Consider the following 22,757-nt stretch of genomic DNA (forward strand, 5'->3'; position numbering starts at 1 on the left):
CACAAATATTACACTTACTCGGAAATTCCCTCTTAACGGCTGTAACCTAAAAACAGCTCAAAGATAGCCCAGTTATAGAGGAAGAAAAGAATTAAGCCTATCACACTTGCTATTATTCGCTTATTACTTTTGCCTTCCTTTCCTTTAAACCAATAGATCAGGGCGAAAATGATAACAGCAAACCCCGGAATTAAATAGAACCACAACACAGTATCAACTAATGCCGCATTCTTTTCCCAATAATCCACGGACTCGAAACCATAAGTGGATTTGATCCTTTCCCTGAGTACCACAAACACAACGGTAAGCACCAGAAAGTATCCATAGCCCAAGTAAGTAATAAAATTCGGCAATAGGGCAGTCATATATAAGGAGTAAAAAACAACTACCATCAATGGAAGCAAAACAAAATATTCAAGCATAGCAGCCTCCTCCCTCCTTTCAAGACGTATGATCGAATCACGGTAAATCTTCCACTTGTAACTGAGTTATGGTCCCCTGATGAAAATACAACTGCCACCTGTCATCTATGAACTTCCAAATAGAGCTCCTGAGCGTATTTCTATTCCTCGTTTGATCTTCAATAAAGTAGGTGGAGAGCACAACATCATCAGCTAACCGTTGTATTTCATAGTTATGAAGGGTCATTTGCGATAAGACTACCCCAAGGTCCAGGCACTCTTTCTTATCAATTATGATGCCTGAACTGCCTATTTCCCAAAAGTCATCGGCCAATATTTTATCAAGTTCCTCTGGAGATTCTCTTACCTTTAAGCTTACATGCGCTTCCTCTAACTCTCTTATTTGTGTTCGTAAAGAATTACTCATCGATTTCCTCCTTTGTGCCCGTGTTTTTTTGTGTTTATATGCAGACCTGGGTCCAGTAATTACTCTAATTCATTTTTTCTATAAGAGATAAACAGATTCCTCCTTCTCTCCTATAGGCACTATGCTGGCACCATCTTATCATTCAAGAAAACTTTAAATCCAAAAAAATCCACCTCAGGTCATCCATAATCTGGATGACCTGAGGTGGAGGTTTTTCTCATTTCAAATCTTCCATGGTATTCTTGCCTTATACATTATTATTTTTCCCTGAACTGTGACTTTTGGTGTAGTTTGAAAGGAGCTAAAATGAGGATATTACTAGTGTGCTTAGCATTTCTTATTATTATAGCTGGATGTTCCCCTGGCGCAAACGAAGGAGGACTCCTCTCAAAGAGCCAAGTATTAAAACTGAACCCAGACGCTGATCTTATAGAGCTGGAAGATGGTACTGTCTACACTCGTGGAGTTGAATGGGTAAAAGACAAAGGGTATCAAAAAGGAGAAAAACTAGGGGAAGTGGAAAAAGGAATGGCAACGGATGCTCCTGTCGGGGCTGAAATCTATACAACTGAAGAAAAATCTCCTGTCATCATAGTAGAATATAAAGGTTTATCAAAGATGTACTTAATAGCAATGGGAGAGTAAGATTTACTAGTGTGAATGAATATAAAGGCGGTGTCTTAATGAGAGCGGTTCAAACCAATACGATAAAAATAAAAGATGGCAGAACCCTTGCCTATTGTGAGTATGGCGATCTTTCTGGTTACCGATCTTTTATGCTCATGGAGGGCCAGGCTCACGATTAGAAGCCCAATCCTTTGAAAAAACAGCTAAGAAATATGGTTTTCGCATGATAGCTATGGACCGGCCTGGAATGGGACGTTCAACTATTAAAGAGCATCGGGTGCTGCTGGATTATCCCGAAGATATAAGAGAACTTGCGAATGCTCTAGAAATCGATACATTTGGTGCGATGGGAACTTCCGGTGGTGGTGCCCACACCACCGTTTGCAGCTATTCATTAGCCGACCGTTTAACTTTTAATTTCGCTTTTGCAGGGTATACGAATTTTGCTGAAATGCCTGATGCTGCAAACAAACTTGAAGCTCCCGCAGACCGTCTGTCCATCAAATTAGCAGCGAAATTTCCTGTATTATTTGGCTTATTGTTTAAAGGGATGGGGATAGCCATGAAGACGTTACCAAAGCAGACCATCAACAGCCTGTTAAAAACGGTAAATGAGACGGACAAAAAGATTGCGAACGACCCGCAATTTCAAAAACGGTTTATAGCCGAACAAAAAGAAGCTTTCCGGCAAGGTGGAAAAGGAGTTGCGATTGATGCTGCCGTCCACTACGTGGATTGGGGCGTGAAGCTGCAAGATATCCCCGGCAGAGTTCATATCTTTCATGGAACAGAAGACAGATTAGTGCCTTTCTCTTACGGACAACATCTTGCAGACCATATTCCTAATGCAATCTTCCATCCTCTTGAAGGCCAAGGTCATTTATTTTTATTCGAAAAGGGACACCAGGAAATGATATTTAAAATGGCTGAAAAAGCACTTAAAGAATCACGATAAACTCACATAAGGCAACATTGGCTGATTTCCTTGCAAAAGGTAATCTGCGACCGTTGGTGCTCTGGCTCCGCTCCCGATTAAGCTGTCAGCCCTTTGCTCTTCTATGCGCACGAAATTCTGCACCAAATAACACGCAGGCAACCAGAAACAATAGATTAGAAATCATTAGAACAATTCCATTCCAATCTCCATCAAAGAGCGTTACATTCACCAGGGTCATTCCATGCATAAGAAACACAACAATAAACAAGATCATATACGTTTTCACAATAATACCTCCCACAAAATCATTGATGACCTCCAGAAGTCATCAGTCTCCTCCCTGTTCTGGTCCGTTCTTCTCATGATCTATTTTTTTCATTTCCAGCTCTAGCTTTTTCTCTTCGATTTCAAGTTCTTTCTTTTTTAAATCATTGTCTATTTTTTTGACATATCCATAATAGATAAGAGAAAAGCCAACAATGATCGTAATGTAGAAAAACAAGTCCATTTGTACACCTCCGGATTATTAATATCAGATGATAGCTTTATTTTAGATTAGATTATTATCTCTCTTTACGATTAAATTCCACAATGGTTGCAAGAAGAACAAATTTTTCTAAATAAATTTACGTGTGAAACAGCTTCCTAATACGGGCCCTAGGTTTCACTAAACACTTTTTAAAATCAGGTGGAGATTAAATCTCTTCCCACAACTCCAACATTACTTGACTAGAAGCTCTTTTTGAACAAAATGTGGACAAGAAAACGCTTACCTTTTTGCAAAATACAACTTTGTGAAAAATATCACAAATTCTATTGATTTAGGAAGTAGAATGTTGCACAATAAATATGTGATATATTTCACAATCATTCATAACTATCCTTTGGGAGGAATTCATATGACTAAAAAACAAGTTAACCGCGTTGCCCTGATTGGAGCAGGATCTGTAGGAAGCAGTTATGCATTTGCTATGCTGAATCAATCCGTTACAGAAGAATTCGTTATTATCGATTTGAATGAAGATAAAGCTATGGGAGATGCCATGGACTTGAACCACGGTAAGGTCTTTGCTCCAAACCCAACAAAAACTTGGTACGGTCAATATGAAGATTGTAAAGATGCCGATATCGTTTGTATTTGTGCAGGGGCAAATCAGAAGCCCGGTGAAACTCGATTAGATCTTGTGAAAAAGAACCTGACTATTTTTAAAACTATCGTTGATCAAGTTATGGCGAGCGGATTTCAGGGGATCTTCTTGGTTGCTACAAATCCAGTAGACATCCTTACGTATGCGACTTGGAAATTTAGTGGACTGCCGCAAGAGCGCGTGATCGGAAGTGGAACGATTCTCGATTCAGGCCGATTCCGTTTTCTCTTAGGTGAATATTTTGACGTATCCCCTTCTAACGTTCACGCCAATATCATTGGCGAGCACGGAGACACTGAGCTTCCTGTGTGGAGCCATGCATCTATTGGCGGGGTGCCTGTATACGAATTAGTGGAACGTCACGAAGAATACCACATGGAAGATCTTGATGAGATTTTCACCAATGTTCGTGATGCAGCTTACCATATCATTGAAAAGAAAGGTGCAACCTATTACGGCATTGCTATGGGTCTGACTCGCATTACGAAAGCTATTCTTAATAATGAAAACAGTATTATGACAGTGAGTGCTCATTTGAATGGAGAGTACAATACGAAGGACGTTTATATTGGAGTCCCTGCTGTGCTAAACCGCACAGGTATACGGAATATCGTGGAAGTCAGCTTAAATGAAAAAGAACAAAGCCAGTTCGATCACAGCGCTAACGTTCTGAAGGACATCTTAGGCGCAAATTTTGAAAATCAGCCAACAACCTAGAATAATCGTAGAAAAGAGTTGATCGTCCGTGTGGTTACAGCAGTATGATCCGTTTGGAAATATATTTATTAGTGCGCTGATCGCAGCTTTACCTATATTCTTCTTCTTTCTAGCGCTGACACGTTTCAGAATGAAAGGAATCATAGCCGCTTTTCTTACCCTTGGACTAAGTATTCTCGTATCCATTATATTTTTTGATATGCCGTTCGGGAAAGCAGTTTCTGCTTCCCTGCACGGCGTAGCTAACGGACTATGGCCGATCGGTTACATCGTCATCATGGCGGTCTGGCTCTACAAGATTGCCGTTCGTACGGGGAAATTTAGAGTAATTCGCTCAAGTATTGCGAACATCTCCCAGGATCAGCGTCTACAGCTGTTATTAATTGGTTTCAGCTTTAACGCATTCCTGGAAGGTGCGGCAGGGTTCGGTGTACCGATTGCTATCAGTGCCGCTCTTCTTGTAGAGCTTGGATTCCGACCGCTGAAAGCAGCGGCCTTATGTTTAATCGCGAATGCTGCTTCTGGTGCATTCGGTGCCATCGGGATTCCTGTTATTGTAGGAGCACAGATGGGGAATCTGGAAACGATGGAGCTCTCCCGGACACTTGCTTACATTCTCCCGCTGATTTCCTTCGCTATTCCATTTTTGCTCGTTTTCATTTTGAGTGGCGTGAAAGGGATTAAAGAAACCTTGCCTGCGTTGTTTGTGGTCAGCGGAATTTATACAGGAGCGCAGATCTTCACCATCTTGTTCCTGGGACCTGAGCTTGCTAACATTCTTGCTGCGCTTGCTAGTATGGCTGGCCTAGCTTTATTCCTGAGAAAATGGCAGCCGAAAACCATTCACCGGGAAGAGAACGCTCCAGATGTTCAACAGGGTGAATCTTACAGCATTAAAGAAATCATTAAAGCCTGGTCACCCTTCTATATCTTAACGGCAACCATCACCGTCTGGAGTCTGCCTTCTTTTAAGGCTCTGTTCAGTGAAGGCGGTCTTTTAGAAAAAACAACCGCATTCATACCGGTTCCATTTCTCCATCAGGAAATCCAAAAAGCTCCGCCGATTGCTCCAGATACGGTAGCTTTAGATGCCCTATTCAAATTAGACTTAATATCTGCGACAGGGACCGCCATTTTAGTGGCCGTTCTCCTTACTGGACTGTTCAGTTCAGCGATTACCCTGCCGCAAGGAATGAACTCCTTAAAAATAACCATTCAAGAACTATGGATTCCCGTGTTGACCATTTGTTTCGTCATGGGCTTCGCGAACTTATCCAACTTCGCAGGGTTAAGTTCCTCTATTGGACTAGCTTTAGCGAAAACCGGTGTTCTGTTTCCTCTGTTCAGCCCCATCCTTGGCTGGCTCGGCGTTTTCATCACTGGTTCTGTAGTTAGTAACAATGCCTTATTCGGCCATTTGCAAGTGGTCACAGGGAATCAAATCATGGCAAACCCGGCGCTTTTACTCGCAGCCAATACGGCTGGCGGAGTGATGGCCAAGCTGATTTCCCCTCAATCCATCGCCATTGCGACAGCTGCAGTAAAACAAACGGGGCAGGAGTCAACCTTGTTTAAAATGACACTGAAGTATAGCTTAGGGCTATTAATCATTGTATGTACGATAACCTTCTTACTATCTATAATCGGAATTTAATAGATTCCTATCACCACCCGTTTTTATACGGGTGGTGTTGTCTGGGGTCGATTAGGATTCTTCTTCAGCTTTTGTATGCATGCGATCACCGTATCGTTTACGGAATTCTTGAATGATTTTATCCGCATCCGTTTCAGTTACATTTTCCAAATAAATCTCTTCCTCATCCCCGCTTTCCTTCCGAATGGAAAGCACATCCCCAACCTGCTGGACCCGCTGAACTTCCTTATCTTCTACCCTCCATCTTGGATCGGCAATACCACGACGGATACCAATGCTTCGCTCTTCGAAACGAATATAATCCCGCTCCGGCATTTTCAAGTAATGGATTATCTGCAAGACACTGATCACCGTCACCCCTCCAACTAGATACACCAGGAATTCCTCTACGCGGCCGTTCCGGAACAAAATGAAAAAAAGAACGATTACTTGCGCTAACAAATTGAACAAAGATCCCCTGGCTTTCTTTTTCCAAATGGACGTGTTGCTGTACTGGATGTTCCATTCACTGATAAGTATCACAAGTCATGAATCTTTCTCTCCATTCTTTGGTTCCTTTCTGTCTTAATTATAATACGATCAAAATGAATAGACTGTTTCAGATTTTCATGGATTCCCTAAATTTTCAAGTAGGCTCTCACCCATTTCAACTAAGTATCCAATGTCACTTTTTGGAGCCCAAAATTTAATTTCTCCGTTTCTCTAAGATATAAAGTAATTTAGAAAGGGGAGCATTTTAATTAGGATAATTTTCAAAAATAAAAGGACGAACCCATTTATTTAGATTCGCCCCTTACATATTTAATAAGCACCCTCTGAGTAGGTTAATTCATAACTGTGCGTGTAAATCTCGAAAATGTTCCCAAAAGGGTCTTCTACATAAACCATTTTAAACGGCTTCTCACCAGGATAATATTCGCGGATCGGCATACGCTGCTTTCCGCCATGCTGTTTTATTTTTTCAACAATTCCTTCGATGTCCGGATCCTGAATACAGAAATGGAAGATTCCCGTTTTCCAGTATTCAAAGTTATTTTCCGGCTGCTCGTTTTCCGGAAATTCAAATAGTTCAATACCGATTCGGTCTCCGGTTGCTAAATGGGCAATTCTAAACTCGTCCCAATCATTGCCGAAGACGTCACGGCACATTTGTCCAATCGGCGTATCATCATTCTCCACTGCTGATGGCTCCATAATGACATACCAGCCAAATACCTCTGTATAAAATTGAACCGCCTCATCCAAATTAGGTACGGATAATCCAATGTGAGAGAATGCTCTAGGATAAGTGTGCATACGTTCGTTCCTCCTCATTTCTTTTTTTGTACAAGATACATTATAATTTTTAATCAGAGAGAATATAAGTATGCACTTTTTAGTTAGACACTTACCTGTAAGTAAGAAAGGACGGTTATGAAAATGGATACTCCCCTGGATAACGACGGAAAATTGAAATGTTCCATTGAATATACATTAAAGAAAATAGGCGGCAAGTGGAAAACTGTCATCTTGTGGCACCTGAATGTAGATGGAACTCTTCGGTACAATGCCTTAAGAAGATTACTTCCCGGGGTGTCGCACAAAGTCTTAAGCCAACAGCTTAAAGAGCTTGAGGAGGATGGTTTTATTCATCGTGTGCAATTTAACAGTATTCCTCCCAAAGTAGAGTATTCCATTACAGACTTTGGAAAGACGCTCCTGCCTATTCTTGAACAGATGCACATGTGGGGTACGGAGCATGGTTCTTTAGAGTAATACAATCATTGGTCTTTTTTATCTTTTTTACATTTAATTATTCGGTATCTAGGTTTAATTGATTATAAGGAAGGCTAAATAGTTTGAGGAGAGAATCATGGCTTGTTATGATTCATAAACAATGTGATTTTTTAAGGGGCGTAGAAGTGTGAGAAAGTTCGTTTATTTGGTTCTATTATTAACTTTAGCGGCCTGTCAGCCCGGAGAAATGGAAACTTCCGATTCAAATTCTGAGTCCAGCTCAGGTACCAATGAAGCTCAAAGTGAGAGCAAAGACGTTCTAGAGGAAAAGCCGACCGTAACCTTTACATATAAAGGAGAAGAAATTGAGACGAATAAAATTCGCGGGTGTTTTGCCCCTGACTGTTCAGAGGATTCTGCCACCGTCGACCAGATCAACCATGAGGAAATGACGGAAGGATTGGAAGCTACGCAAGTAGAGGATGGTGAGGCAATTCAGGTTCATATCGATGGGAAACAGCCCTCTCAGACTCACTTGTCCAGATATTATGAGTCAACGATTGAAGGTGAAACGTTGGAAGAAAATGAAATAACGATCCATAGCGCCAGCAAAGATGGCCGTAAAGAAAGGTATTTTGTAAGATTGGATTGGTATAATGAAAATCAGGAATTCCTGGGCTCACTTTCCAAAGCTTTTATAGTAAATGTTGAGGGGATATCCTCCTAATAGTTGATATAAAAGATCCCACTCGTTGATGGTTGGGGTTTTTTATAGGATTAAATTTTTGTTTCTCATTAAAAAAATCTCCAGAAGTTAAAAAACTTAAACCAGTTCATAAGTTTCCGTGCACGAATCTATCTTGACTTATCAAAGAGTTTGCAAAAAATTATAGACCAGTCCGGAAAATAACATCAGAGACAGAGCTAAGAAGATATAGCCACCTGTATTACTACTATATTGAGTTTTGATATCATCTACACCGATTAGCAAAAACATAAAAATGAAGAGCACCATACTCCAGTTCCCTCCAAAATCAATCCGATGTATGAAGAAATGATAGCCTGCCAGAAGCAGGGCGATCACCCCTATAATAAACTTTCCTATTCGCAGCACATTCAATAGCTCCTCCCTCCTCTTTCCTTTTTCCTCTCTAAAAGCAAGTAATCTCTTGTTTTATGCAATTCAACCTCATGCTTATCCGCAAACTCCATTAAATGGTCAAAAGCTGTAGAAGGGCTGGGTTCAACTAACCGAATCTTTCTTTCGCTTTTCACTTTAATCAACACGGTCTTTTTAGCCCACATCAGTCGGACAAATCTGATTTGACTGATATCGCTGGGAGCAAGTTTTCTTATGTAAATTGTTTTTTTAAAGAATAGGAGTCGATACACTAATTGGTCATGACCTACTTCAAATTTATATCGAAACGAACTGATGACCACCATGATTAAAAATAAAATGAAGAATAGAAGTATGGAAGCACCATAAATTTCTCTTAGCATGTTCCACAACAGGACAAGACCAAAAATATTAAACATAAATAGACGCTCTGCGCTAACATCGAATTCCAAACCCTATCCCGCCTGTCTCTAATAATTTTTTAGCCGTTAACCTATCTGTTCTCATTCGATATCAGCAGGCTTGTTTTTACGATCTCCTATGTCTGTACAACCCGTTTAGGAAAAGAAGTACGATGACTAATAGGAAGCATACTGTCTTTAAAGTCACGCACTCCCTTCAACCATTTACTTTTTAAAAAAAGTGTTCTGTAGGCAACTTTTTAAACTAAAAGTTCGGGATTAACTTTGCGTTGCATGCTTTCTCATAAAATTCAATTGGCCCTGCCTCTCCGATCACAGCATATTCGTAGCCCTCGTCTGCCATCTCCAGTAAGCATCTATGTAGCAATTCTTTTCCAACCGATCGAAATCGCCGCCCTGAAGATGTCCCCATTGGACCGAATAGTCCTTTTCGGTTTCGAACTATATCATAGCAGGCAAAACCGATAATCTCTTCATGATATTGGGCTATAAAAATAGGTCTCTCAATCTGCTTCATTTTTTGTTTATCAATATGCTCTATCCAGCGCTCTCCAAATTCACTTCGGATGAAGCTTTTTAATTCACTAAGATCGTCAGTATCGACCCTTCTTATGGAGTGGGTCCAACTTTTTGTATGAGCAGCCTTAAAATCATTTAAGTTAACGATTAAATCTCTAGGCACACAAGCTATTTGGATAATGCCCTGAATAATTTCCTCAGTGAGTATATGACTTAACGGAACCTCCGTGTCCAGAATACTTTGGATCACGTGACCTTCATTAATAAGAGATTGTCCAAAATGTGATTTCTTTTCGTTCGCCATATCAAGAACAATTCCAGTTCCAGTTGAGATATTAAAATGGTGAAAGGTGGAGGAACCTGAAATAGAAGCCTGTTTATGCAATTTCTCGATTAGGCTCATAAAATCTTCGCCAAGTTTCTGCCATAGATATAAATAAAGTTCCCCGCACACCCCCGTCGCTTCTTTACACGCACCAATGAATAGGTGATGAGGCTCTATGATTCTTTGACTGCTGGCTTCTTCCGCTGATTGAAAAATTCTTTCCATTCTGCTGGTTAGGCGGTAATCCTTTCTATTCATTGGCTCCTTCCCTTTCTTTAAACAAAAGCTGGTGAATTCTGTCTACCATGAATTTGGTTCAATTATGAGGTGCGTTGGAACATTCCACTTTTGGAAAGTGAACCAATTAATTGCCGAAACGAATTATTTCCTGGGAAATTTTCACGAGTTTTGCCGATATTTAACTCATCTGAGTAATTGCTTCTTTCTTGATCCTCTTCCGATATGAACGCTTAACGTCATTAAAGGCAAAATGGGAATGAGGTAAAATACCGACGTAACCTGTAATAAATAAGCAACAATGAAAGGTACACTGGCGCTGATGGCTAAACCAAAAGAGAGACTTATTTTAGTGAATAATAATCCTAATGAAATTCCACATATACTGATCGCAACTAAAGCAAGCAGTACTAAGACCGTGCCCATTCTTCCTACCACCTTTCTAAGATACGACAGAACGTTCTGAACCTAGTTCTAACATTCAAAAAACAAGACGGATAATACACTCAACCTAATACAGGCGCTTCGTATAGCTTTCTTTCAAATTTGTTTCGACCGATTCCTCCGTTACTCCCCGTATATTAGCATGAGCAGCCAACATTTTAGCGGCAGATGGGAGGTTCTCTGTTTCCGGCCAGTGCTCCGGTTCCCATAGTTTCGAGCGTTTAAAAGCTTTGGCACAATGGAGAAAGCATTCTTTAACTTCAACTCCTATACCTAACAATGGAGTTTTTCCTTGAACGGTCATCTTCTCAAGATATTCCGGATCTCTCGTTATATAAGCTGTTCCGTTTACTCGCAAGGTTTCTCCGGTCCCTGGAATGATAAAAAGCAAACCAACGGATGGCTGCGTTAAAATATTTTGTATAGAATCAAGACGTTTATTGCCTTTTCGTTCAGGGATGATCAATCTTGTAGAATCCAAAACGTGGACAAAGCCTGGCTGATCTCCACGCGGAGAAGCATCACAGTCCCCCTGTTGATTCACCGTAGAAAGCACTAAAAACGGTGAATGGTTAATAAACTTTATACAGCTTTGATCCAGGTGAGAGATGACTTTACTCTTAGCCAATTCACCTGGCTCACCCGTAACTTCGCGCAGTTCAGCTATTGAATGGACGAGATGTTTAAAAGGAGACTCGTTTTTCAAAAAAATTCACTCCCTGAGGTATTCCTATAGGATTTCCCCTGATTATATGCGTTAGTGCTAAGCTTTGAAAAAGGCTTAAGAACTTACTGATGAGCTTACAAAAGCTAAAATCGCTAGAACTGAGTACCAGCCAATCGATCCTGCACTAATAGAGAGAACCGCTACTGACCCGATTGTTGTTAAACTCTTAGGTTTGCGGCGATTTTTTACAAACACGTACCCGGAAAAGAGGAGACTCCCTAGTAGAAATATGCCAAAAAACAAAAGCCAAAACCCGTTTAGTCGTATAGAATGCAAAAACAGTGTGCTAGTTATAAAGAAGACATTAACAGCAGCAGCCAGAAGTAAGAAAAAAGCTCTCATTCGATCCTTCCTTTCTTTTGTTAGGATAGGCAGGTTTAAATTTTCCTCCAGTAAAGTTGGACTTCCTCTTCTAATACCTCTTTTACAGCTTCGATTCTTTTAACCTTTTTTAAAGTGAGAAATGAAAGTAAGATTACGAGAAGATGTGTTCCGTAATGGGGTTCCTGCTGAATGATCTTCACCTTAGTAAACAACTCCCTTCCCTAAAAATTAAGGATTCTCAAGTGGCATCTGCAATGGGTGTTACCATAGAATTTAAGGATATAAAGAATTAATAATACTAAATATTAAGTTAATTTTAACATTATTAACCAGTAGAAGCATAAATCTTTCCTTATCACTTGTATTCATCAGCATAAGTTTCCTTTTAACATCCGGTTAGTCTTTAAACGCACATAAAAAAGCACGAATTTCACTTTGGAATTCGTGCTCTGTTCATATTTATAAACCTTCTAATTACCGGAAGTACACTAATTCGCATGGTCAGGTCACGAATGAAGATTCTCAAACGTGTGTCCGGGAGAAAGTAATGAGCAAATCGCCGGCCGGATGCCTGTGTCTTCATGATTTGAGGTTTTAAATCATCTTCGTATTTATCCAGCGCCTGTTTCACGTCTTTATTTTCATGTAAGCAACGCGCAAGTACATAGGCTCCGGTCATTGCTAATGACGCTCCCTGCCCTGCCATCAGAGAAACGGCCTGGCAGGAATCCCCTACAAGGACGACTCGACCTTTACTCCAGCGAGGCATGACCACCTGGGAAACTTCGTCAAAGTAAAAATCCGACGCCTCGTCTGCTTTATCGAGCAATTCTGGTACAATCCAACCCATATGTTTGAATTGATTTTCCAGCTCATCCTTTGCTTCTTTTCCAGATAAGTGCTCTTCCTTTTTTGATGCTTTATATAAAAAGAACGTCGCTGACCGATCTCCTCTGATCGGATAGACGGAAGCCTGGAGACCAGGGGATGATAAGGAATAAAAAGCATTACTTAACTGGTTTTCCATAGTGGAGTTATGAATAATATAGGCAGCTGTATAATAGCCCAAGTGCTTGATATAGTTGTGATGGTCGCCAAACATTAGAGAACGTACTTGAGACCGAACACCATCAGCTCCCACTACTATATCTGCCGCTTCCCGACTCCCATCAGATAACGTTACATGCACTTGTTCATCATCCTGTTGAATATCCTCGGTGGTTACTCCAAACCTGAAATCTACGCGTTCCCTTACCAGTTCATATAATACCTGTTCCAAATCACCTCTCAGAAAGTTAAAATGCCGCCCATTAAATAAATGTCTGAGAGAAGGATAAGGGAGCTCGAATTTATGCTTGCCTTTTCTGTTCAGGAATTTTAAAGCTGAAATTGGATAATGAATGCGTTGCAACGAATCGAGAATACCCATTTTTTCTGCCACATCATAGCCCGGCCCAAAGAAATCCAACATATAGCCTTCTGTCCTTAATTCTGGAGCCTTTTCTATGACCTGCACTTCATTTCCGTTCTGATTCATCCAATAGGCAAGAGTCAACCCAGCTATGCCCCCGCCCACGATAAGTACTTTCATCGCTCAAGCCTCCAGGTTAAATAGGTAGTGAATATCTAAAAACTGTTCTTTTTCCTTGGAAAAATAGGGCCAAGGATCTAAAACAAGTTTAACAGATCCTTAAATTCCTTTATGCTCCAGTCCCATTTCTCTACATTTCCAAATCCATATGCTGCAAATACAAAAGGAATTCCAGCATGATCAGAAGCCCGTTCATCCCCCTGAGTATCTCCTACGTAGACAGGTGCCCTTAATTCATTTCTTTCCATCAAAAATTTAATGTTTTCACCTTTGGACAGACCTGTTCTTCCTGGGTGCTCGTAATCGGAAAAATATTTCTCAAGTTTATAATAGTCGTAGAATGATTCGATATAGCCGTCCTGACAGTTACTTACAATAAATAGACGGTAATTTACCGAGAGTCTTTCCAAAACCTCTTCAACATGAGGAAAAAGATTTCCTCCCTGTTTACGGATAAACTTCTGTTCGGCCTCAAAGCAGCGCGTTAGTATATGGTCTCTCTTCTCTTCATTTAAGTCTGAAAATAACTTCTCTTTAATTTCATCGGTTTGAAGACCCATAACGCCCTCAAAGTCTTCCCTTGTCAGCTGCTTAACCTCTGGATAATCCTTTAATTGCTCGTTCCAGGCTTCGACCACGGTGTCAATTGGATCCCAAAGTGTCCCGTCTAAATCAAAAATAATACTATCCATGTGTTCACTCCTTCCCTACTTCCAATATGAAAGAAATTTTCCATATTTTCAATAATATTAGTTTATTAACCCACTTCTCTATATAAGAAACACTTGCCTGTTATCTATCCACCCTTTGAACATGAAGCCTCACTTATGTTCAAAGGGTGGCTTTACTCAAAGAAGAGCTCATTCGCATTGTGCAAATGAGCTCTTCTTTAAGTATATATCCTGCGTGCGTTTCTACATTTACTTCACCGGAATCCAGATTTCTGAATAATAGTCCTCGCTGAAAGGGTCTCCCTCCGAATAGACTTCTAAGTCCGGGGTGCCGGCATGTTCATAGCCGCTGGATGGAAACCATTCGGAATATATCTGCTTCCATACGTTCTGGATGGACAAGGGCATAGGACCGTGCACCTCGAATACCGCCCATTTAGAAGCAGGCAGCTCAAGTTTTGAAAAGTTCTCAGGCAGCTCTCCGTCATGAGCGGAAGCGATCCAATAGTCCATCATATTGGCTTTCAAATGACTTTTATCTACACATACACCGAGAAGCCCTTGAATCCCTCCATCATTTAATTTGATTAACTGCTCCGAAGTCCCATCTTCATTTACCTTTTCCCACAGCTGAGGAATAACACGCTGATTCTCTCCATTTTCACAGGATAGCTCTACCCTCATACCCACTACTTGAATAGGCCCGTTTTCTACCATGTGGTATAGCATAGGTTCTGCTCCTTTCACATTCACCTGAATTACCAGGCGGTTATAGGATTGCATCTTTCCCTTAAAACCCTTCGCTTCTCTAGGTGTAATTCCATGTTGTTTTTTGAAGGCTTTAGCGAAAGACTCAGGAGTCTCATATCCATATTTCAAGGCTGCATCGATCACTTTGAGATTGGATTTGGATAGTTCATGAGCGGCAAGCGTGAACCTTCTTCTTCTGAGATACTCGGCCACTGGAATATCCGTTAACAAAGTAAACATGCGTTGAAAATGAAAGACAGAAGTATTGGCCTGCGAAGCGATTTCTTCAATCGAAATATCTTCAAGTATGTGCTTTTCCATATAATCGATCGACCTTTGCATGGACTCAACTAACGCCATATGAATCACTCCCTGTGCCTATAGTAACCTTCTCTGGTGATGAAATCCTGTCCATTTCTGCTTGAGTGGAACAGGACTTGGAAGAGTTTTCTTTTATTATACCACCGCCTGTCTTTCCCACCCCTGAACGGGAAAGTGGCTCGTTAAAAAACTGGAATGTGATTTAAACCGTGGTATCTGAGCAGAAGCAATTTGGAGTTAGAATTTCAGCGCAAGTGACCAATTCAACCTATAGAGAACTTCCTGCTCGCAGGAGTTCTCTATGTTTTTTCTAAACGTACAGCAGGTGGATGGTTTTTAGTAAAAGGAACATAATAAAAAGGAACCTGAACAACGCTATCTACTGAGGTTGTTAAAGGTTCACCTTTATAGCTGGGTAAGAGCTGTACGCTCTGCCCTTTTTTAATGCAGCGTCCGAATAATTAGAAGAAGGATCTTGATCAGGCACAAAGAAGTGGGAAAGGAAAGGTTATTCTATGTTAGATCGAATTTTTATTTTATTAGCGGGGACGTTGATTTGCCTGGCTAATTTTACTAATATTTCCAGTTCCCAGTCAGACAATTATCCTCTACAAACCGAATTTCCTAACCATATGCTCTATCAGGGTCAGATTCAGGATAAAGTTATTGCTCTTACATTTGACGATGGTCCAGATCAGAAGTACACGCCTGAAATATTGGATATATTAGACAAACATCAGATAAAAGCGACTTTCTTTTTAATGGGATCACGTGTAGCTAAACACCCCGATGTTGCAAAACGTATGGTGAATGAAGGGCATGTGATTGGGAATCACACATACTGGCATCCAAACCTTGCTGAAGCAGACATTCATCAAATGGAATGGGAAATTAATCAAACCAATAATCAAATTTATCAAGCTACCGGGCAAACCACTCAATGGTTTAGAGCTCCCTATGGTGCTTTAAACGAGCAGCAGGTGTTGGGTCTCGGATTCATGGGGTACAAGGGAATTGGCTGGTCTATCGATACGGAAGATTGGAAAGGGCCGGGGCAATCAGTTATAACGGACCAAGTCATCAACAATGTGCACCCTGGCGCGATTATTTTAATGCATAATGCTGGCCACTGGACGCAGGATTTAAGTGGTACTGTAGATGCTCTCGATGAACTGATCCCGATGTTAAAAAGCCATGGATACCGATTCGTTACGGTTCCTGAAATGTGGCAGCTGAATCATCATGGTCAACCGTCTTCCCATCATGCAGATGAAAAATTATCGAATGAGGAACGTGGTTATAGTGATAAGTAATCTTTAAGCCATGTAGATATCTTTATAATCCTTAATTATTGAAATTTCTTTATTTAGCGTCTCTTTCATTTTCTTGCCACACTTTTCACTGCAGAGAGCAAACATTGCGTCGGCTCCCTCCTTTTTGGCTTCAGAGTCTTTAGATGTGACAATCATAGGGACCCTAGTATTACGAGTGTCTAACCATATTTGAGTAATGGTTCCTTCTTTATCCGAGTAATCTACGCCCTCATGAAATTTAGCGCTTAAACCAAATACCTCTTTATTTTCTTTAATCTTCTTCATACACCAGGAACATCTCAACATAGAATCACGTCCTTACCTATAATAGATTTTTAATCTAAGGGAATCACGTAGGAAGATTTTATATAATCCAACTAGGAAGACTGAATTTCCAGCTGCCTTTTCCTATAATTATAGACGAAACTTCGGGATAAACAACCACTTATTTCCGCTCCTCATAAAGAAGTTTAATGTCCACAATGGCAACTTTTCTCTCCCCCTTTTCTATCACTTCCTTATTCAATCATTTGAATCTGGATAACGGGAGGAGCTCGATTAAACAGCATTAAAAAACCTTGGTAATCAAGGTTTTTAAAGGTCTATCTTTTTAACTGAAAAATCCATAATAAATCACACCTGCCAGCGCGAATAAAGGAATAACAAAAAGTAAGCTTCTTTTCAAAGCATTGAAGTAGGAACGGCTGTCTTTGCCCCTGTCTTCTACAGTTGCTATCTCCATAGCGAGCCAAATAATGGTCAAAATAGCTAAACCAATCCCGATTAGACCATTCAAACCGCACACCTCTCTTGTCCTAATGAAGTATTTTCCATTAATAAGTGCCTGCTAAGATACTCTCAATTTCATTCAAGCTTGTCATTAACGTTATTACTGGGAAGATCATAATTAGTAGTACAGCGAATAATACTCCCTTCTTTTGTTTTCCTTTGTACAATTCTTTGATAATCAACACAGGGACTGCAAAGATTGATGCGAAAAATAAGAAGTAATCCTCCTTCAGTTGACCCACCCGCTCTACCAGCATGTCGATGTGCCAATCGTTGTCCTGTTCTGGATTAAAGTTTATGTTCTCTGCTTTCAATCCCAAAATATTATGAGATTGAACGAGGACGGCTCCTTCCTTCTTCTCGATAACTTCATATCCGAGCGGCGAATAACCAATCTGATAAGCCACCACGTAGGAAAGGACGAAGGCTGTCATTACAAAAGCTGTGTAAAGGAGAAATCTTCTGATTTTATTTAATTTCTCTTCGCTCATGGTCCGCCTCCTCATTCATAAGCTTATTTCTTTATAATTGGAATTCCTAACATATAAATTCCTGAAGCTAAAGACACTATTAATAAACGATTCGTAATATAAAAGGTTATTTTAATAGACTCCTAGTATCTTTCCAGCCATATACCACTTCATTCAAAGTTCTTCCAGATACTTTAATCTCGACAGTATCTACTCTTTCCGCTCTTAGTTTTTCATAGAAGAACCGGTTAGGGTTATCCTCTAATACCAAAACAAGCATAGAACGAATATTCAGGGTGTTTAACTCCTGAATAATTGGCTCTAGCAGCCGTTTTCCTAATCCTTTTCTTTGATCCTCTTTTAATAGGTACAATGCATAAAGTTCACCTTCATAATCCGGGTAGTTCCCCGACCTTTCCTGACCGCCATGAGAGAATCCTATGATTTTTCGTTCGTGATTTTCGGCCACATAAACAGTCTGTTTTGTAATGATTTTTTTCCACTTTTGAGTCCGGCTCTCATAGGTCATGCTTGATAGATATTCTTCAGGAATTATATTTTTGTAAGTGGAGAGCCAGCTATCGACTTGAACTCTTGCCACGCCCTGTGCATCCGCTTCAGCTGCCCTTCTTACTTTCATCCTTATCATTCCTCTTTTAAAAATTGGTTTTGCTAAAGTTTATTGGTGGTTTTTCATAAGAGGCTTCTTACACAATAGGGCCGTTTAGTGTAAGACACGAATTCGAGATATTCTGGGGCCGTTGCTAATAAAGAGAGGGGCTGGCTACGGAAACAACTCGCTTTCCTACGGGGGAACTGGCAAGCCTCCTCGGTCGCTTCACTCCCTGTGGGGTCTCGCCTAGCTCCTTCTCCCGTGGGAGTCTCGTCGTTTCCTTCGCCAGCCTATGTTTGAAAAACGAACGGACCCTTTTATAAGCGTTAGAAGGTGCTTCGCCCTCTCAAACGCTTATATAGCGGGAATTATCCACTGCATACGCTCATTGTTAGAAGTTTATCTCCATCATATACCGGGCGTTACGAACAAGATTTCGAGCTCCATATATCGCAAGGTACGGAGGGGGACGATGCAGACTCCTGTGGGATGAACATGATCGGTAAGCTCCCGCAGGGCTGTTAAGCCCGAGGAAGCTTACCACAAGGGATGTGCGGCTAAGATCGCCACCTGTGGCAACGTCGAACGACCCTGCGTCGTGCAGGGCCGGAAGCGAAATCGTCCCCCGGAGGACCTAATTCTCACAAAAGTCTCAAAACTGAGTCTTACAGTATCGGGAGCTTACCCTTAAGATCAACACGGAAGTTTAACAGAGCCTAAAATTTAAGGTTATTTACCAATTATTTCAAAATTATATGTTGAACTCAACTTTCTTGTAATTTAAAGGCGTGAGTCCGTGTTGGGATTACGCCATAGTGCAGTTCATATTCACTTTTCTTACTTCTTATAAAGAAGTTTTAACCTTTCACATACCACCGGAATTTTATAATGAAATTCTTTATTTATCTCTTCCAGTTTTTTCGGAAGAAAGTCTCGTGAACGTCCCGCCAATACCTTAATGTGCGGTCTCCCTCCCCTTCCAAGAAGGCATGTTCTTCCGCAACTACATCAAATGGAACAACCTTTACGGCAATGGTTTCCATGATGGCCACTGCTTCTCCATCGCCATTAAGAATAATATTGGGCAGCCCCTTGGGCGGTAAGGCTTTGTTTTCCCATTCATATATTGTATAGTTCGACGATGTGGCTGTTTTTTACCTTCTACAACTAAATCGGCCAGTTGATTAGCCATTTCATTGGAATCACCAAAAGCCCAGGCTTCGTAATCGTCTGGTACATGGGGATTTAAACGAGGATACTCTTCCCACATTTGAGTGATAGAACCTTTCGCCATTGAAAAGCAACCCTCCTTAGTACTTTCTTGAATAACTCACATTGCTTTGCGATCTACCTATTATTTACTAGTTGAGAACGTTAAAGACGGATACTCTTTATCTTTTCAGTCAATAACTGCACAAGAAAGTCATAGCCTTCTTCGCCAAAATGAAGACCATCATCCTTTATACCGCGCAATTTATCCGGATAATCTTCTAACGAAATCATCTGATGATAGAAATCTATGAAATGGCATCCTGTATCTTCAGCCACTTGTTTGGCTGCGAAGGCGTACTGATATAAGACGGCATTTGTTCTTGCCATTTGTACCTTTTCATCTACAGGAGCGGGTGAAATTAGGATCGTTCTTTCAGGGCTAATCCGCTCCACAATTTTAAACAGATTCTTTTTGTAAAGTTCTATAGGCACCGTTTTATGAAAAGCAGCGTCATTCGCACCGAAAAAGACGGTGACTCCATCTGGTTCATGTACCATCACGTCCCGCTCCATTCTTGATAAACCGTCCACAGTGTTATCGCCTGATACACCTGCATTGATAACTTCATACTGATTGAATTGCTTGGCGAGTTTCGTGGTAAGCATAGGTTGATCAAAACCTTCGTTCCTCGCTGTCAGACTGTCTCCAAAACACACCAGTTTTTTCATAAACTCCCTCCTTGTCCTGTAAGCTATAGGCAGCGTTGATACATGAACATCCGATCTAATGATTTTATTAATAACGGGCTCCTTTTACTTACAAGGTTTGCACGAACATTCCGTTTCTTTCACGCTCGTTCCAGAATAACGGTCATGCGGCATGAGGGTACCGACTTCTAATTCAAATCCTTTCCGGTCTCTCAAATAGTCCAAACCGCTTATGAAATCACGATAAGCCATTCGCTTCACAATTTGCTTGGACGTCGGCCTTCCTCCTGCTTCATTCTCAAGCTTTAATCCCAGGGCTTGATACCCAATGGTCGAGCCGCAAGTTTTTAACTGGGCATACTCCAGAGACCACATAACCATAGTTGGTGTAATTAAAGCATGGACCGCTTCATTTTTCACTTTCTTCCGAAGCAGCTTTTCTACACTAAAGGTTACGACTGTTGAGAGCGCAAAGTCTATCGCGAACGCAGCGGCTCTCTTTTTTGTCACTCTTTGCATGTCTTGTTCCTCCTCAAATTTTAATGGACACTTTGTACTAACCATTCCGAGTTAGAAAAAGTTTCATACCGGAATCCTCAAAATTCAATCCATAGATTCAAACCCAAAACTTTCCACCTCAGGTCATCCATATTATGGATAATCATTTCATTCATTGATGTGCTGCTGAAACCAGTGGTCTGTTTTGTCGGTGTACTCCACGATATATCTGTTCAGACCATGCTCTCCGTCCTCATATTCCACATATTCATAATCGGCATTTTCTCGCGAGAGCTTGCGGTTTAATTCTCTTGCCTGTCCAACGGGCACTCTCCAATCGTTTTCTCCATGCATAATCAGAAGAGGCACATCAAGCTTCTCCGGCCAGTACACAGCGGAACGTTTTTCAAAAGCCTCCCTATTTTCCTCTGGATCCCCAACGAGTTCGTCTAACATTCCCCGCACGACAATTCTTTCCTCATAAAAGTTAAATAGATCCGTAATCCCTCCTACGACGGCAGCCGCTTTAATATCTACTCCTTCTTTTATAGCCAGAAATGTCATCATTCCTCCTCTGGATAATCCAAGCATAACCTTATTCTCTCCATCAACATTTGGGAGTTCTTCAGCTGCCTTAGCGAGATTCAGGACATCATTCACATCCGCTCCTCCGAACTCTTCCTTGCCTTCCCCGCCATCATTTCCACGATATTGGGAAGCTAGCACTACATACCCTTTCTTCGCCCAGAATGATAAGTATGTAGAAAGTATCTTCTCATCAATCTTTCCATATTCCTGATTCCCGCCCCGGTTAAAGATCAATAGAGGAAGTTCTTTTTCTATCTCTTTGGGTCTGACCATAAACCCTGTGACTTCAAGTCCATCACTTAAATAGGTAATCCTGTAGGTTTCTGTAGCTTCAGAATGCTTAGTGTCTGGAACCTCAATCTTTTCCTTACTTAAAATGATATCTTGGCTGTCTGCTTCACATCCGACAAGCAGTAAGATAAAAAAGATAAATAACAGCTTCTTCATTTTACTCCCCCTCACTTAGAAGAACCCTTCTTAAATAGATACGAAACCATACAAAAATCGTTTCATCTAATAGGGACTTTCTTTAAGTTCATCATTCATTCAATAAATATTTATCGATTATCAATAAAATTTTGTTGCTTTATAAGCGTCTCTGTCTTATACTGGGTTACAGAAAACCAATACATATTCTTACATAAGGGGAAATTACTATGAATTTAAATCTGTTTTACAAGCTCGGCTCGATCCTGTGTATAACTCTTTTTTATTTCGTATCACTGATCGGTCTGTTTGCAATAGCTAGCCATATCGGTTACCTGTACTTCCCAAACAGCGCTTTTACGAATTCTCTGGGTTCCTTCGACCCCATTTACTCTTACTTAGTCTTGAATTTCGAAGACAAACCCGCTCTTTATGAGAAAACGTCCTTTCTCCAGTTATCTATCTTGAGTGAATTAACGACGCTTCTCTTTGCTGCTGTATTCCTATGGTTAATGTATAAGTTTTTAAATACAGTCTATCAGGAAGGCCTGTTCACTTATAAAAATGTATCCATTCTGACACGATTAGGCCTTACCATTGGCATTTTAGGTACAGGGTTTACCTATACAAGCGAGTTGCTTACCTCAAAAGCCGTAGATGAATTAGAGATAACGAATGCCTCTGTCCAATATTCCAGCTGGTTTTTCATAGATACCCTTATTGGAGGCATCATCCTGATCATTATTGCAAGTGCTTTAAAAACGGCCGTTCATGCCGTTGAAGAAAACAAACAAACCATTTAAGGCGGTTTAATATGATACGAATTAATCTGGATGTCGTCATGGCTCAAAGAAAAATTTCACTCAATAAATTATCGGAGTTAGTAGGGGTTACGCCTGCCAATTTATCCATCTTAAAGAATGAAAAAGGGAAAGCCGTCCGCTTTTCCACTCTGGACGCTTTGTGTAAAGCACTGGACTGTCAGCCCGGCGACTTAATGGAGTATATAGATGATGAACCAAACGATAAAACTGATCAATCCATGGAAGAGTAGGTGGGGGT

At 40.7% G+C, this 22,757-nt stretch carries 33 protein-coding genes; 10 read left to right on the plus strand and 23 right to left on the minus strand.

Going from position 1 to position 22,757, the window contains the following annotated elements:
* Nucleotides 1–32 precede the first annotated feature (32 nt).
* The gene (locus ACTWPM_RS02120; protein WP_443131415.1) at nucleotides 33–422 is read right to left on the minus strand and encodes a hypothetical protein; all 390 of its coding nucleotides are present in this window, start codon (nucleotides 420–422) and stop codon (nucleotides 33–35) included.
* Between the two features lie 37 nt (nucleotides 423–459).
* On the minus strand, nucleotides 460–828 hold the full coding sequence (locus tag ACTWPM_RS02125) for a nuclear transport factor 2 family protein (protein ID WP_443131416.1): 369 nt from the start codon (nucleotides 826–828) through the stop codon (nucleotides 460–462).
* A 321-nt stretch (nucleotides 829–1,149) separates the two neighbouring features.
* Here ACTWPM_RS02125 and ACTWPM_RS02130 point away from each other — a divergent pair, with 321 nt between their 5' ends.
* From ACTWPM_RS02130 to ACTWPM_RS02140, 3 genes are read left to right on the plus strand one after another with little or no spacing between them, the layout of a single operon-like run.
* Entirely contained in the window at nucleotides 1,150–1,473 is a 324-nt protein-coding gene (locus ACTWPM_RS02130; RefSeq protein WP_443131417.1) for a hypothetical protein, read from the plus strand.
* Nucleotides 1,474–1,484: 11 nt separating this feature from the next.
* Nucleotides 1,485–1,634 (plus strand): hypothetical protein, encoded by a 150-nt coding sequence (locus tag ACTWPM_RS02135; protein ID WP_443131418.1) that lies wholly within the window; start codon nucleotides 1,485–1,487, stop codon nucleotides 1,632–1,634.
* Entirely contained in the window at nucleotides 1,598–2,410 is an 813-nt protein-coding gene (locus ACTWPM_RS02140) for an alpha/beta fold hydrolase (protein ID WP_443131605.1), read from the plus strand. Before ACTWPM_RS02135 ends, ACTWPM_RS02140 begins: the two co-directional genes overlap by 37 nt.
* 85 nt (nucleotides 2,411–2,495) lie before the next feature.
* Here the strand turns inward: ACTWPM_RS02140 and ACTWPM_RS02145 are convergent, their stop codons facing one another.
* Together ACTWPM_RS02145 and ACTWPM_RS02150 are read right to left on the minus strand one after the other, a co-directional pair.
* Complete coding sequence (locus ACTWPM_RS02145) at nucleotides 2,496–2,678, minus strand: hypothetical protein (protein ID WP_443131419.1); 183 nt, start codon at nucleotides 2,676–2,678, stop codon at nucleotides 2,496–2,498.
* A 42-nt stretch (nucleotides 2,679–2,720) separates the two neighbouring features.
* Entirely contained in the window at nucleotides 2,721–2,900 is a 180-nt protein-coding gene (locus tag ACTWPM_RS02150; protein ID WP_443131420.1) for a hypothetical protein, read from the minus strand.
* 391 nt (nucleotides 2,901–3,291) lie between these two features.
* Between ACTWPM_RS02150 and ACTWPM_RS02155 the strand changes: the two genes are divergently transcribed.
* Both ACTWPM_RS02155 and ACTWPM_RS02160 read left to right on the plus strand, forming a co-directional pair.
* Entirely contained in the window at nucleotides 3,292–4,257 is a 966-nt protein-coding gene (locus ACTWPM_RS02155) for an L-lactate dehydrogenase (RefSeq protein WP_443131421.1), read from the plus strand.
* 28 nt (nucleotides 4,258–4,285) lie between these two features.
* Complete coding sequence (locus tag ACTWPM_RS02160; protein ID WP_443131422.1) at nucleotides 4,286–5,911, plus strand: L-lactate permease; 1,626 nt, start codon at nucleotides 4,286–4,288, stop codon at nucleotides 5,909–5,911.
* 51 nt (nucleotides 5,912–5,962) lie between these two features.
* Here ACTWPM_RS02160 and ACTWPM_RS02165 read toward each other — a convergent pair whose 3' ends face one another.
* Together ACTWPM_RS02165 and ACTWPM_RS02170 are read right to left on the minus strand one after the other, a co-directional pair.
* The gene (locus ACTWPM_RS02165; RefSeq protein WP_443131423.1) at nucleotides 5,963–6,433 is read right to left on the minus strand and encodes a hypothetical protein; all 471 of its coding nucleotides are present in this window, start codon (nucleotides 6,431–6,433) and stop codon (nucleotides 5,963–5,965) included.
* A 279-nt stretch (nucleotides 6,434–6,712) separates the two neighbouring features.
* On the minus strand, nucleotides 6,713–7,207 hold the full coding sequence (locus ACTWPM_RS02170) for a lactoylglutathione lyase family protein (RefSeq protein ID WP_443131424.1): 495 nt from the start codon (nucleotides 7,205–7,207) through the stop codon (nucleotides 6,713–6,715).
* 123 nt (nucleotides 7,208–7,330) lie between these two features.
* Between ACTWPM_RS02170 and ACTWPM_RS02175 the strand changes: the two genes are divergently transcribed.
* Nucleotides 7,331–7,666, plus strand: a complete 336-nt coding sequence (locus ACTWPM_RS02175) for a winged helix-turn-helix transcriptional regulator (RefSeq protein ID WP_443131606.1) — start codon at nucleotides 7,331–7,333, stop codon at nucleotides 7,664–7,666.
* 148 nt (nucleotides 7,667–7,814) lie between these two features.
* Nucleotides 7,815–8,354, plus strand: a complete 540-nt coding sequence (locus tag ACTWPM_RS02180) for a hypothetical protein (protein WP_443131425.1) — start codon at nucleotides 7,815–7,817, stop codon at nucleotides 8,352–8,354.
* A 141-nt stretch (nucleotides 8,355–8,495) separates the two neighbouring features.
* Here the strand turns inward: ACTWPM_RS02180 and ACTWPM_RS02185 are convergent, their stop codons facing one another.
* The 8 genes from ACTWPM_RS02185 to ACTWPM_RS02220 form a co-directional block, all read right to left on the minus strand.
* Nucleotides 8,496–8,747 carry a hypothetical protein gene (locus tag ACTWPM_RS02185; RefSeq protein ID WP_443131426.1) on the minus strand — a complete coding sequence of 84 codons (252 nt, stop codon included), beginning with the start codon at nucleotides 8,745–8,747 and terminating at the stop codon, nucleotides 8,496–8,498.
* Nucleotides 8,744–9,199: a hypothetical protein gene (locus tag ACTWPM_RS02190; protein WP_443131427.1), complete on the minus strand. Its 456-nt coding sequence runs from the start codon at nucleotides 9,197–9,199 to the stop codon at nucleotides 8,744–8,746. Before ACTWPM_RS02190 ends, ACTWPM_RS02185 begins: the two co-directional genes overlap by 4 nt.
* A 214-nt stretch (nucleotides 9,200–9,413) precedes the next feature.
* Nucleotides 9,414–10,271: a GNAT family N-acetyltransferase gene (locus tag ACTWPM_RS02195; RefSeq protein ID WP_443131428.1), complete on the minus strand. Its 858-nt coding sequence runs from the start codon at nucleotides 10,269–10,271 to the stop codon at nucleotides 9,414–9,416.
* 165 nt (nucleotides 10,272–10,436) lie between these two features.
* Nucleotides 10,437–10,676, minus strand: coding sequence for a hypothetical protein (locus tag ACTWPM_RS02200; protein ID WP_443131429.1), 240 nt, complete (start codon nucleotides 10,674–10,676; stop codon nucleotides 10,437–10,439).
* Nucleotides 10,677–10,761: 85 nt separating this feature from the next.
* Entirely contained in the window at nucleotides 10,762–11,400 is a 639-nt protein-coding gene (locus ACTWPM_RS02205; protein ID WP_443131430.1) for a pyridoxamine 5'-phosphate oxidase family protein, read from the minus strand.
* Between the two features lie 775 nt (nucleotides 11,401–12,175).
* Nucleotides 12,176–13,336: an FAD-dependent monooxygenase gene (locus tag ACTWPM_RS02210; RefSeq protein WP_443131431.1), complete on the minus strand. Its 1,161-nt coding sequence runs from the start codon at nucleotides 13,334–13,336 to the stop codon at nucleotides 12,176–12,178.
* Between the two features lie 77 nt (nucleotides 13,337–13,413).
* Nucleotides 13,414–14,028, minus strand: coding sequence for an HAD family hydrolase (locus tag ACTWPM_RS02215; protein ID WP_443131432.1), 615 nt, complete (start codon nucleotides 14,026–14,028; stop codon nucleotides 13,414–13,416).
* Nucleotides 14,029–14,256: 228 nt separating this feature from the next.
* Entirely contained in the window at nucleotides 14,257–15,117 is an 861-nt protein-coding gene (locus ACTWPM_RS02220) for an AraC family transcriptional regulator (protein WP_443131433.1), read from the minus strand.
* A 476-nt stretch (nucleotides 15,118–15,593) separates the two neighbouring features.
* Between ACTWPM_RS02220 and ACTWPM_RS02225 the strand changes: the two genes are divergently transcribed.
* Nucleotides 15,594–16,391 (plus strand): polysaccharide deacetylase family protein, encoded by a 798-nt coding sequence (locus ACTWPM_RS02225; RefSeq protein ID WP_443131434.1) that lies wholly within the window; start codon nucleotides 15,594–15,596, stop codon nucleotides 16,389–16,391.
* A gap of 3 nt (nucleotides 16,392–16,394) precedes the next feature.
* Here the strand turns inward: ACTWPM_RS02225 and ACTWPM_RS02230 are convergent, their stop codons facing one another.
* The 9 genes from ACTWPM_RS02230 to ACTWPM_RS02270 all read right to left on the minus strand — a co-directional run bounded on the left by ACTWPM_RS02230 (nucleotide 16,395) and on the right by ACTWPM_RS02270 (nucleotide 21,716).
* Nucleotides 16,395–16,676 (minus strand): hypothetical protein, encoded by a 282-nt coding sequence (locus ACTWPM_RS02230; RefSeq protein WP_443131435.1) that lies wholly within the window; start codon nucleotides 16,674–16,676, stop codon nucleotides 16,395–16,397.
* 325 nt (nucleotides 16,677–17,001) lie between these two features.
* The gene (locus ACTWPM_RS02235; RefSeq protein WP_443131436.1) at nucleotides 17,002–17,187 is read right to left on the minus strand and encodes a hypothetical protein; all 186 of its coding nucleotides are present in this window, start codon (nucleotides 17,185–17,187) and stop codon (nucleotides 17,002–17,004) included.
* 37 nt (nucleotides 17,188–17,224) lie between these two features.
* Nucleotides 17,225–17,671, minus strand: a complete 447-nt coding sequence (locus ACTWPM_RS02240) for a hypothetical protein (RefSeq protein ID WP_443131437.1) — start codon at nucleotides 17,669–17,671, stop codon at nucleotides 17,225–17,227.
* A gap of 106 nt (nucleotides 17,672–17,777) precedes the next feature.
* A complete protein-coding gene (locus ACTWPM_RS02245) occupies nucleotides 17,778–18,290 on the minus strand; it encodes a GNAT family N-acetyltransferase (RefSeq protein ID WP_443131438.1) in 513 nt (170 codons plus the stop codon).
* An 875-nt stretch (nucleotides 18,291–19,165) separates the two neighbouring features.
* On the minus strand, nucleotides 19,166–19,390 hold the full coding sequence (locus ACTWPM_RS02250) for an ASCH domain-containing protein (protein ID WP_443131607.1): 225 nt from the start codon (nucleotides 19,388–19,390) through the stop codon (nucleotides 19,166–19,168).
* Nucleotides 19,288–19,557 (minus strand): hypothetical protein, encoded by a 270-nt coding sequence (locus tag ACTWPM_RS02255; RefSeq protein WP_443131439.1) that lies wholly within the window; start codon nucleotides 19,555–19,557, stop codon nucleotides 19,288–19,290. The genes ACTWPM_RS02250 and ACTWPM_RS02255 overlap by 103 nt, the downstream gene beginning before the upstream one ends.
* Before the next feature lie 80 nt (nucleotides 19,558–19,637).
* Nucleotides 19,638–20,204: an SGNH/GDSL hydrolase family protein gene (locus ACTWPM_RS02260; protein ID WP_443131440.1), complete on the minus strand. Its 567-nt coding sequence runs from the start codon at nucleotides 20,202–20,204 to the stop codon at nucleotides 19,638–19,640.
* 84 nt (nucleotides 20,205–20,288) lie between these two features.
* On the minus strand, nucleotides 20,289–20,702 hold the full coding sequence (locus ACTWPM_RS02265; protein ID WP_443131441.1) for an RDD family protein: 414 nt from the start codon (nucleotides 20,700–20,702) through the stop codon (nucleotides 20,289–20,291).
* 147 nt (nucleotides 20,703–20,849) lie between these two features.
* Nucleotides 20,850–21,716, minus strand: a complete 867-nt coding sequence (locus ACTWPM_RS02270) for an alpha/beta hydrolase family protein (RefSeq protein WP_443131442.1) — start codon at nucleotides 21,714–21,716, stop codon at nucleotides 20,850–20,852.
* Between the two features lie 209 nt (nucleotides 21,717–21,925).
* Between ACTWPM_RS02270 and ACTWPM_RS02275 the strand changes: the two genes are divergently transcribed.
* Together ACTWPM_RS02275 and ACTWPM_RS02280 are read left to right on the plus strand one after the other, a co-directional pair.
* Nucleotides 21,926–22,498 carry a hypothetical protein gene (locus ACTWPM_RS02275; RefSeq protein ID WP_443131443.1) on the plus strand — a complete coding sequence of 191 codons (573 nt, stop codon included), beginning with the start codon at nucleotides 21,926–21,928 and terminating at the stop codon, nucleotides 22,496–22,498.
* A gap of 11 nt (nucleotides 22,499–22,509) precedes the next feature.
* Entirely contained in the window at nucleotides 22,510–22,749 is a 240-nt protein-coding gene (locus tag ACTWPM_RS02280) for a helix-turn-helix domain-containing protein (RefSeq protein WP_443131444.1), read from the plus strand.
* Nucleotides 22,750–22,757 lie beyond the last annotated feature (8 nt).

Source organism: Halobacillus sp. K22 (assembly GCF_052246795.1).
GTDB lineage: Bacteria > Bacillota > Bacilli > Bacillales > Halobacillaceae > Halobacillus.

Bases quoted from the DNA above. Each gene is read 5' to 3' on its own strand.
- ACTWPM_RS02120 (WP_443131415.1), bottom strand. From the start codon at position 422: ATGCTTGAATATTTTGTTTTGCTTCCATTGATGGTAGTTGTTTTTTAC.
- ACTWPM_RS02125 (WP_443131416.1), bottom strand. From the start codon at position 828: ATGAGTAATTCTTTACGAACACAAATAAGAGAGTTAGAGGAAGCGCAT.
- ACTWPM_RS02150 (WP_443131420.1), bottom strand. From the start codon at position 2,900: ATGGACTTGTTTTTCTACATTACGATCATTGTTGGCTTTTCTCTTATC.
- ACTWPM_RS02155 (WP_443131421.1), top strand. From the start codon at position 3,292: ATGACTAAAAAACAAGTTAACCGCGTTGCCCTGATTGGAGCAGGATCT.
- ACTWPM_RS02170 (WP_443131424.1), bottom strand. From the start codon at position 7,207: ATGCACACTTATCCTAGAGCATTCTCTCACATTGGATTATCCGTACCT.
- ACTWPM_RS02175 (WP_443131606.1), top strand. From the start codon at position 7,331: ATGGATACTCCCCTGGATAACGACGGAAAATTGAAATGTTCCATTGAA.
- ACTWPM_RS02195 (WP_443131428.1), bottom strand. From the start codon at position 10,271: ATGAATAGAAAGGATTACCGCCTAACCAGCAGAATGGAAAGAATTTTT.
- ACTWPM_RS02200 (WP_443131429.1), bottom strand. From the start codon at position 10,676: ATGGGCACGGTCTTAGTACTGCTTGCTTTAGTTGCGATCAGTATATGT.
- ACTWPM_RS02210 (WP_443131431.1), bottom strand. From the start codon at position 13,336: ATGAAAGTACTTATCGTGGGCGGGGGCATAGCTGGGTTGACTCTTGCC.
- ACTWPM_RS02215 (WP_443131432.1), bottom strand. From the start codon at position 14,028: ATGGATAGTATTATTTTTGATTTAGACGGGACACTTTGGGATCCAATT.
- ACTWPM_RS02220 (WP_443131433.1), bottom strand. From the start codon at position 15,117: ATGGCGTTAGTTGAGTCCATGCAAAGGTCGATCGATTATATGGAAAAG.
- ACTWPM_RS02225 (WP_443131434.1), top strand. From the start codon at position 15,594: ATGTTAGATCGAATTTTTATTTTATTAGCGGGGACGTTGATTTGCCTG.
- ACTWPM_RS02230 (WP_443131435.1), bottom strand. From the start codon at position 16,676: ATGAAGAAGATTAAAGAAAATAAAGAGGTATTTGGTTTAAGCGCTAAA.
- ACTWPM_RS02240 (WP_443131437.1), bottom strand. From the start codon at position 17,671: ATGAGCGAAGAGAAATTAAATAAAATCAGAAGATTTCTCCTTTACACA.
- ACTWPM_RS02245 (WP_443131438.1), bottom strand. From the start codon at position 18,290: ATGAAAGTAAGAAGGGCAGCTGAAGCGGATGCACAGGGCGTGGCAAGA.
- ACTWPM_RS02255 (WP_443131439.1), bottom strand. From the start codon at position 19,557: ATGGCGAAAGGTTCTATCACTCAAATGTGGGAAGAGTATCCTCGTTTA.
- ACTWPM_RS02260 (WP_443131440.1), bottom strand. From the start codon at position 20,204: ATGAAAAAACTGGTGTGTTTTGGAGACAGTCTGACAGCGAGGAACGAA.
- ACTWPM_RS02265 (WP_443131441.1), bottom strand. From the start codon at position 20,702: ATGCAAAGAGTGACAAAAAAGAGAGCCGCTGCGTTCGCGATAGACTTT.
- ACTWPM_RS02270 (WP_443131442.1), bottom strand. From the start codon at position 21,716: ATGAAGAAGCTGTTATTTATCTTTTTTATCTTACTGCTTGTCGGATGT.
- ACTWPM_RS02275 (WP_443131443.1), top strand. From the start codon at position 21,926: ATGAATTTAAATCTGTTTTACAAGCTCGGCTCGATCCTGTGTATAACT.
- ACTWPM_RS02280 (WP_443131444.1), top strand. From the start codon at position 22,510: ATGATACGAATTAATCTGGATGTCGTCATGGCTCAAAGAAAAATTTCA.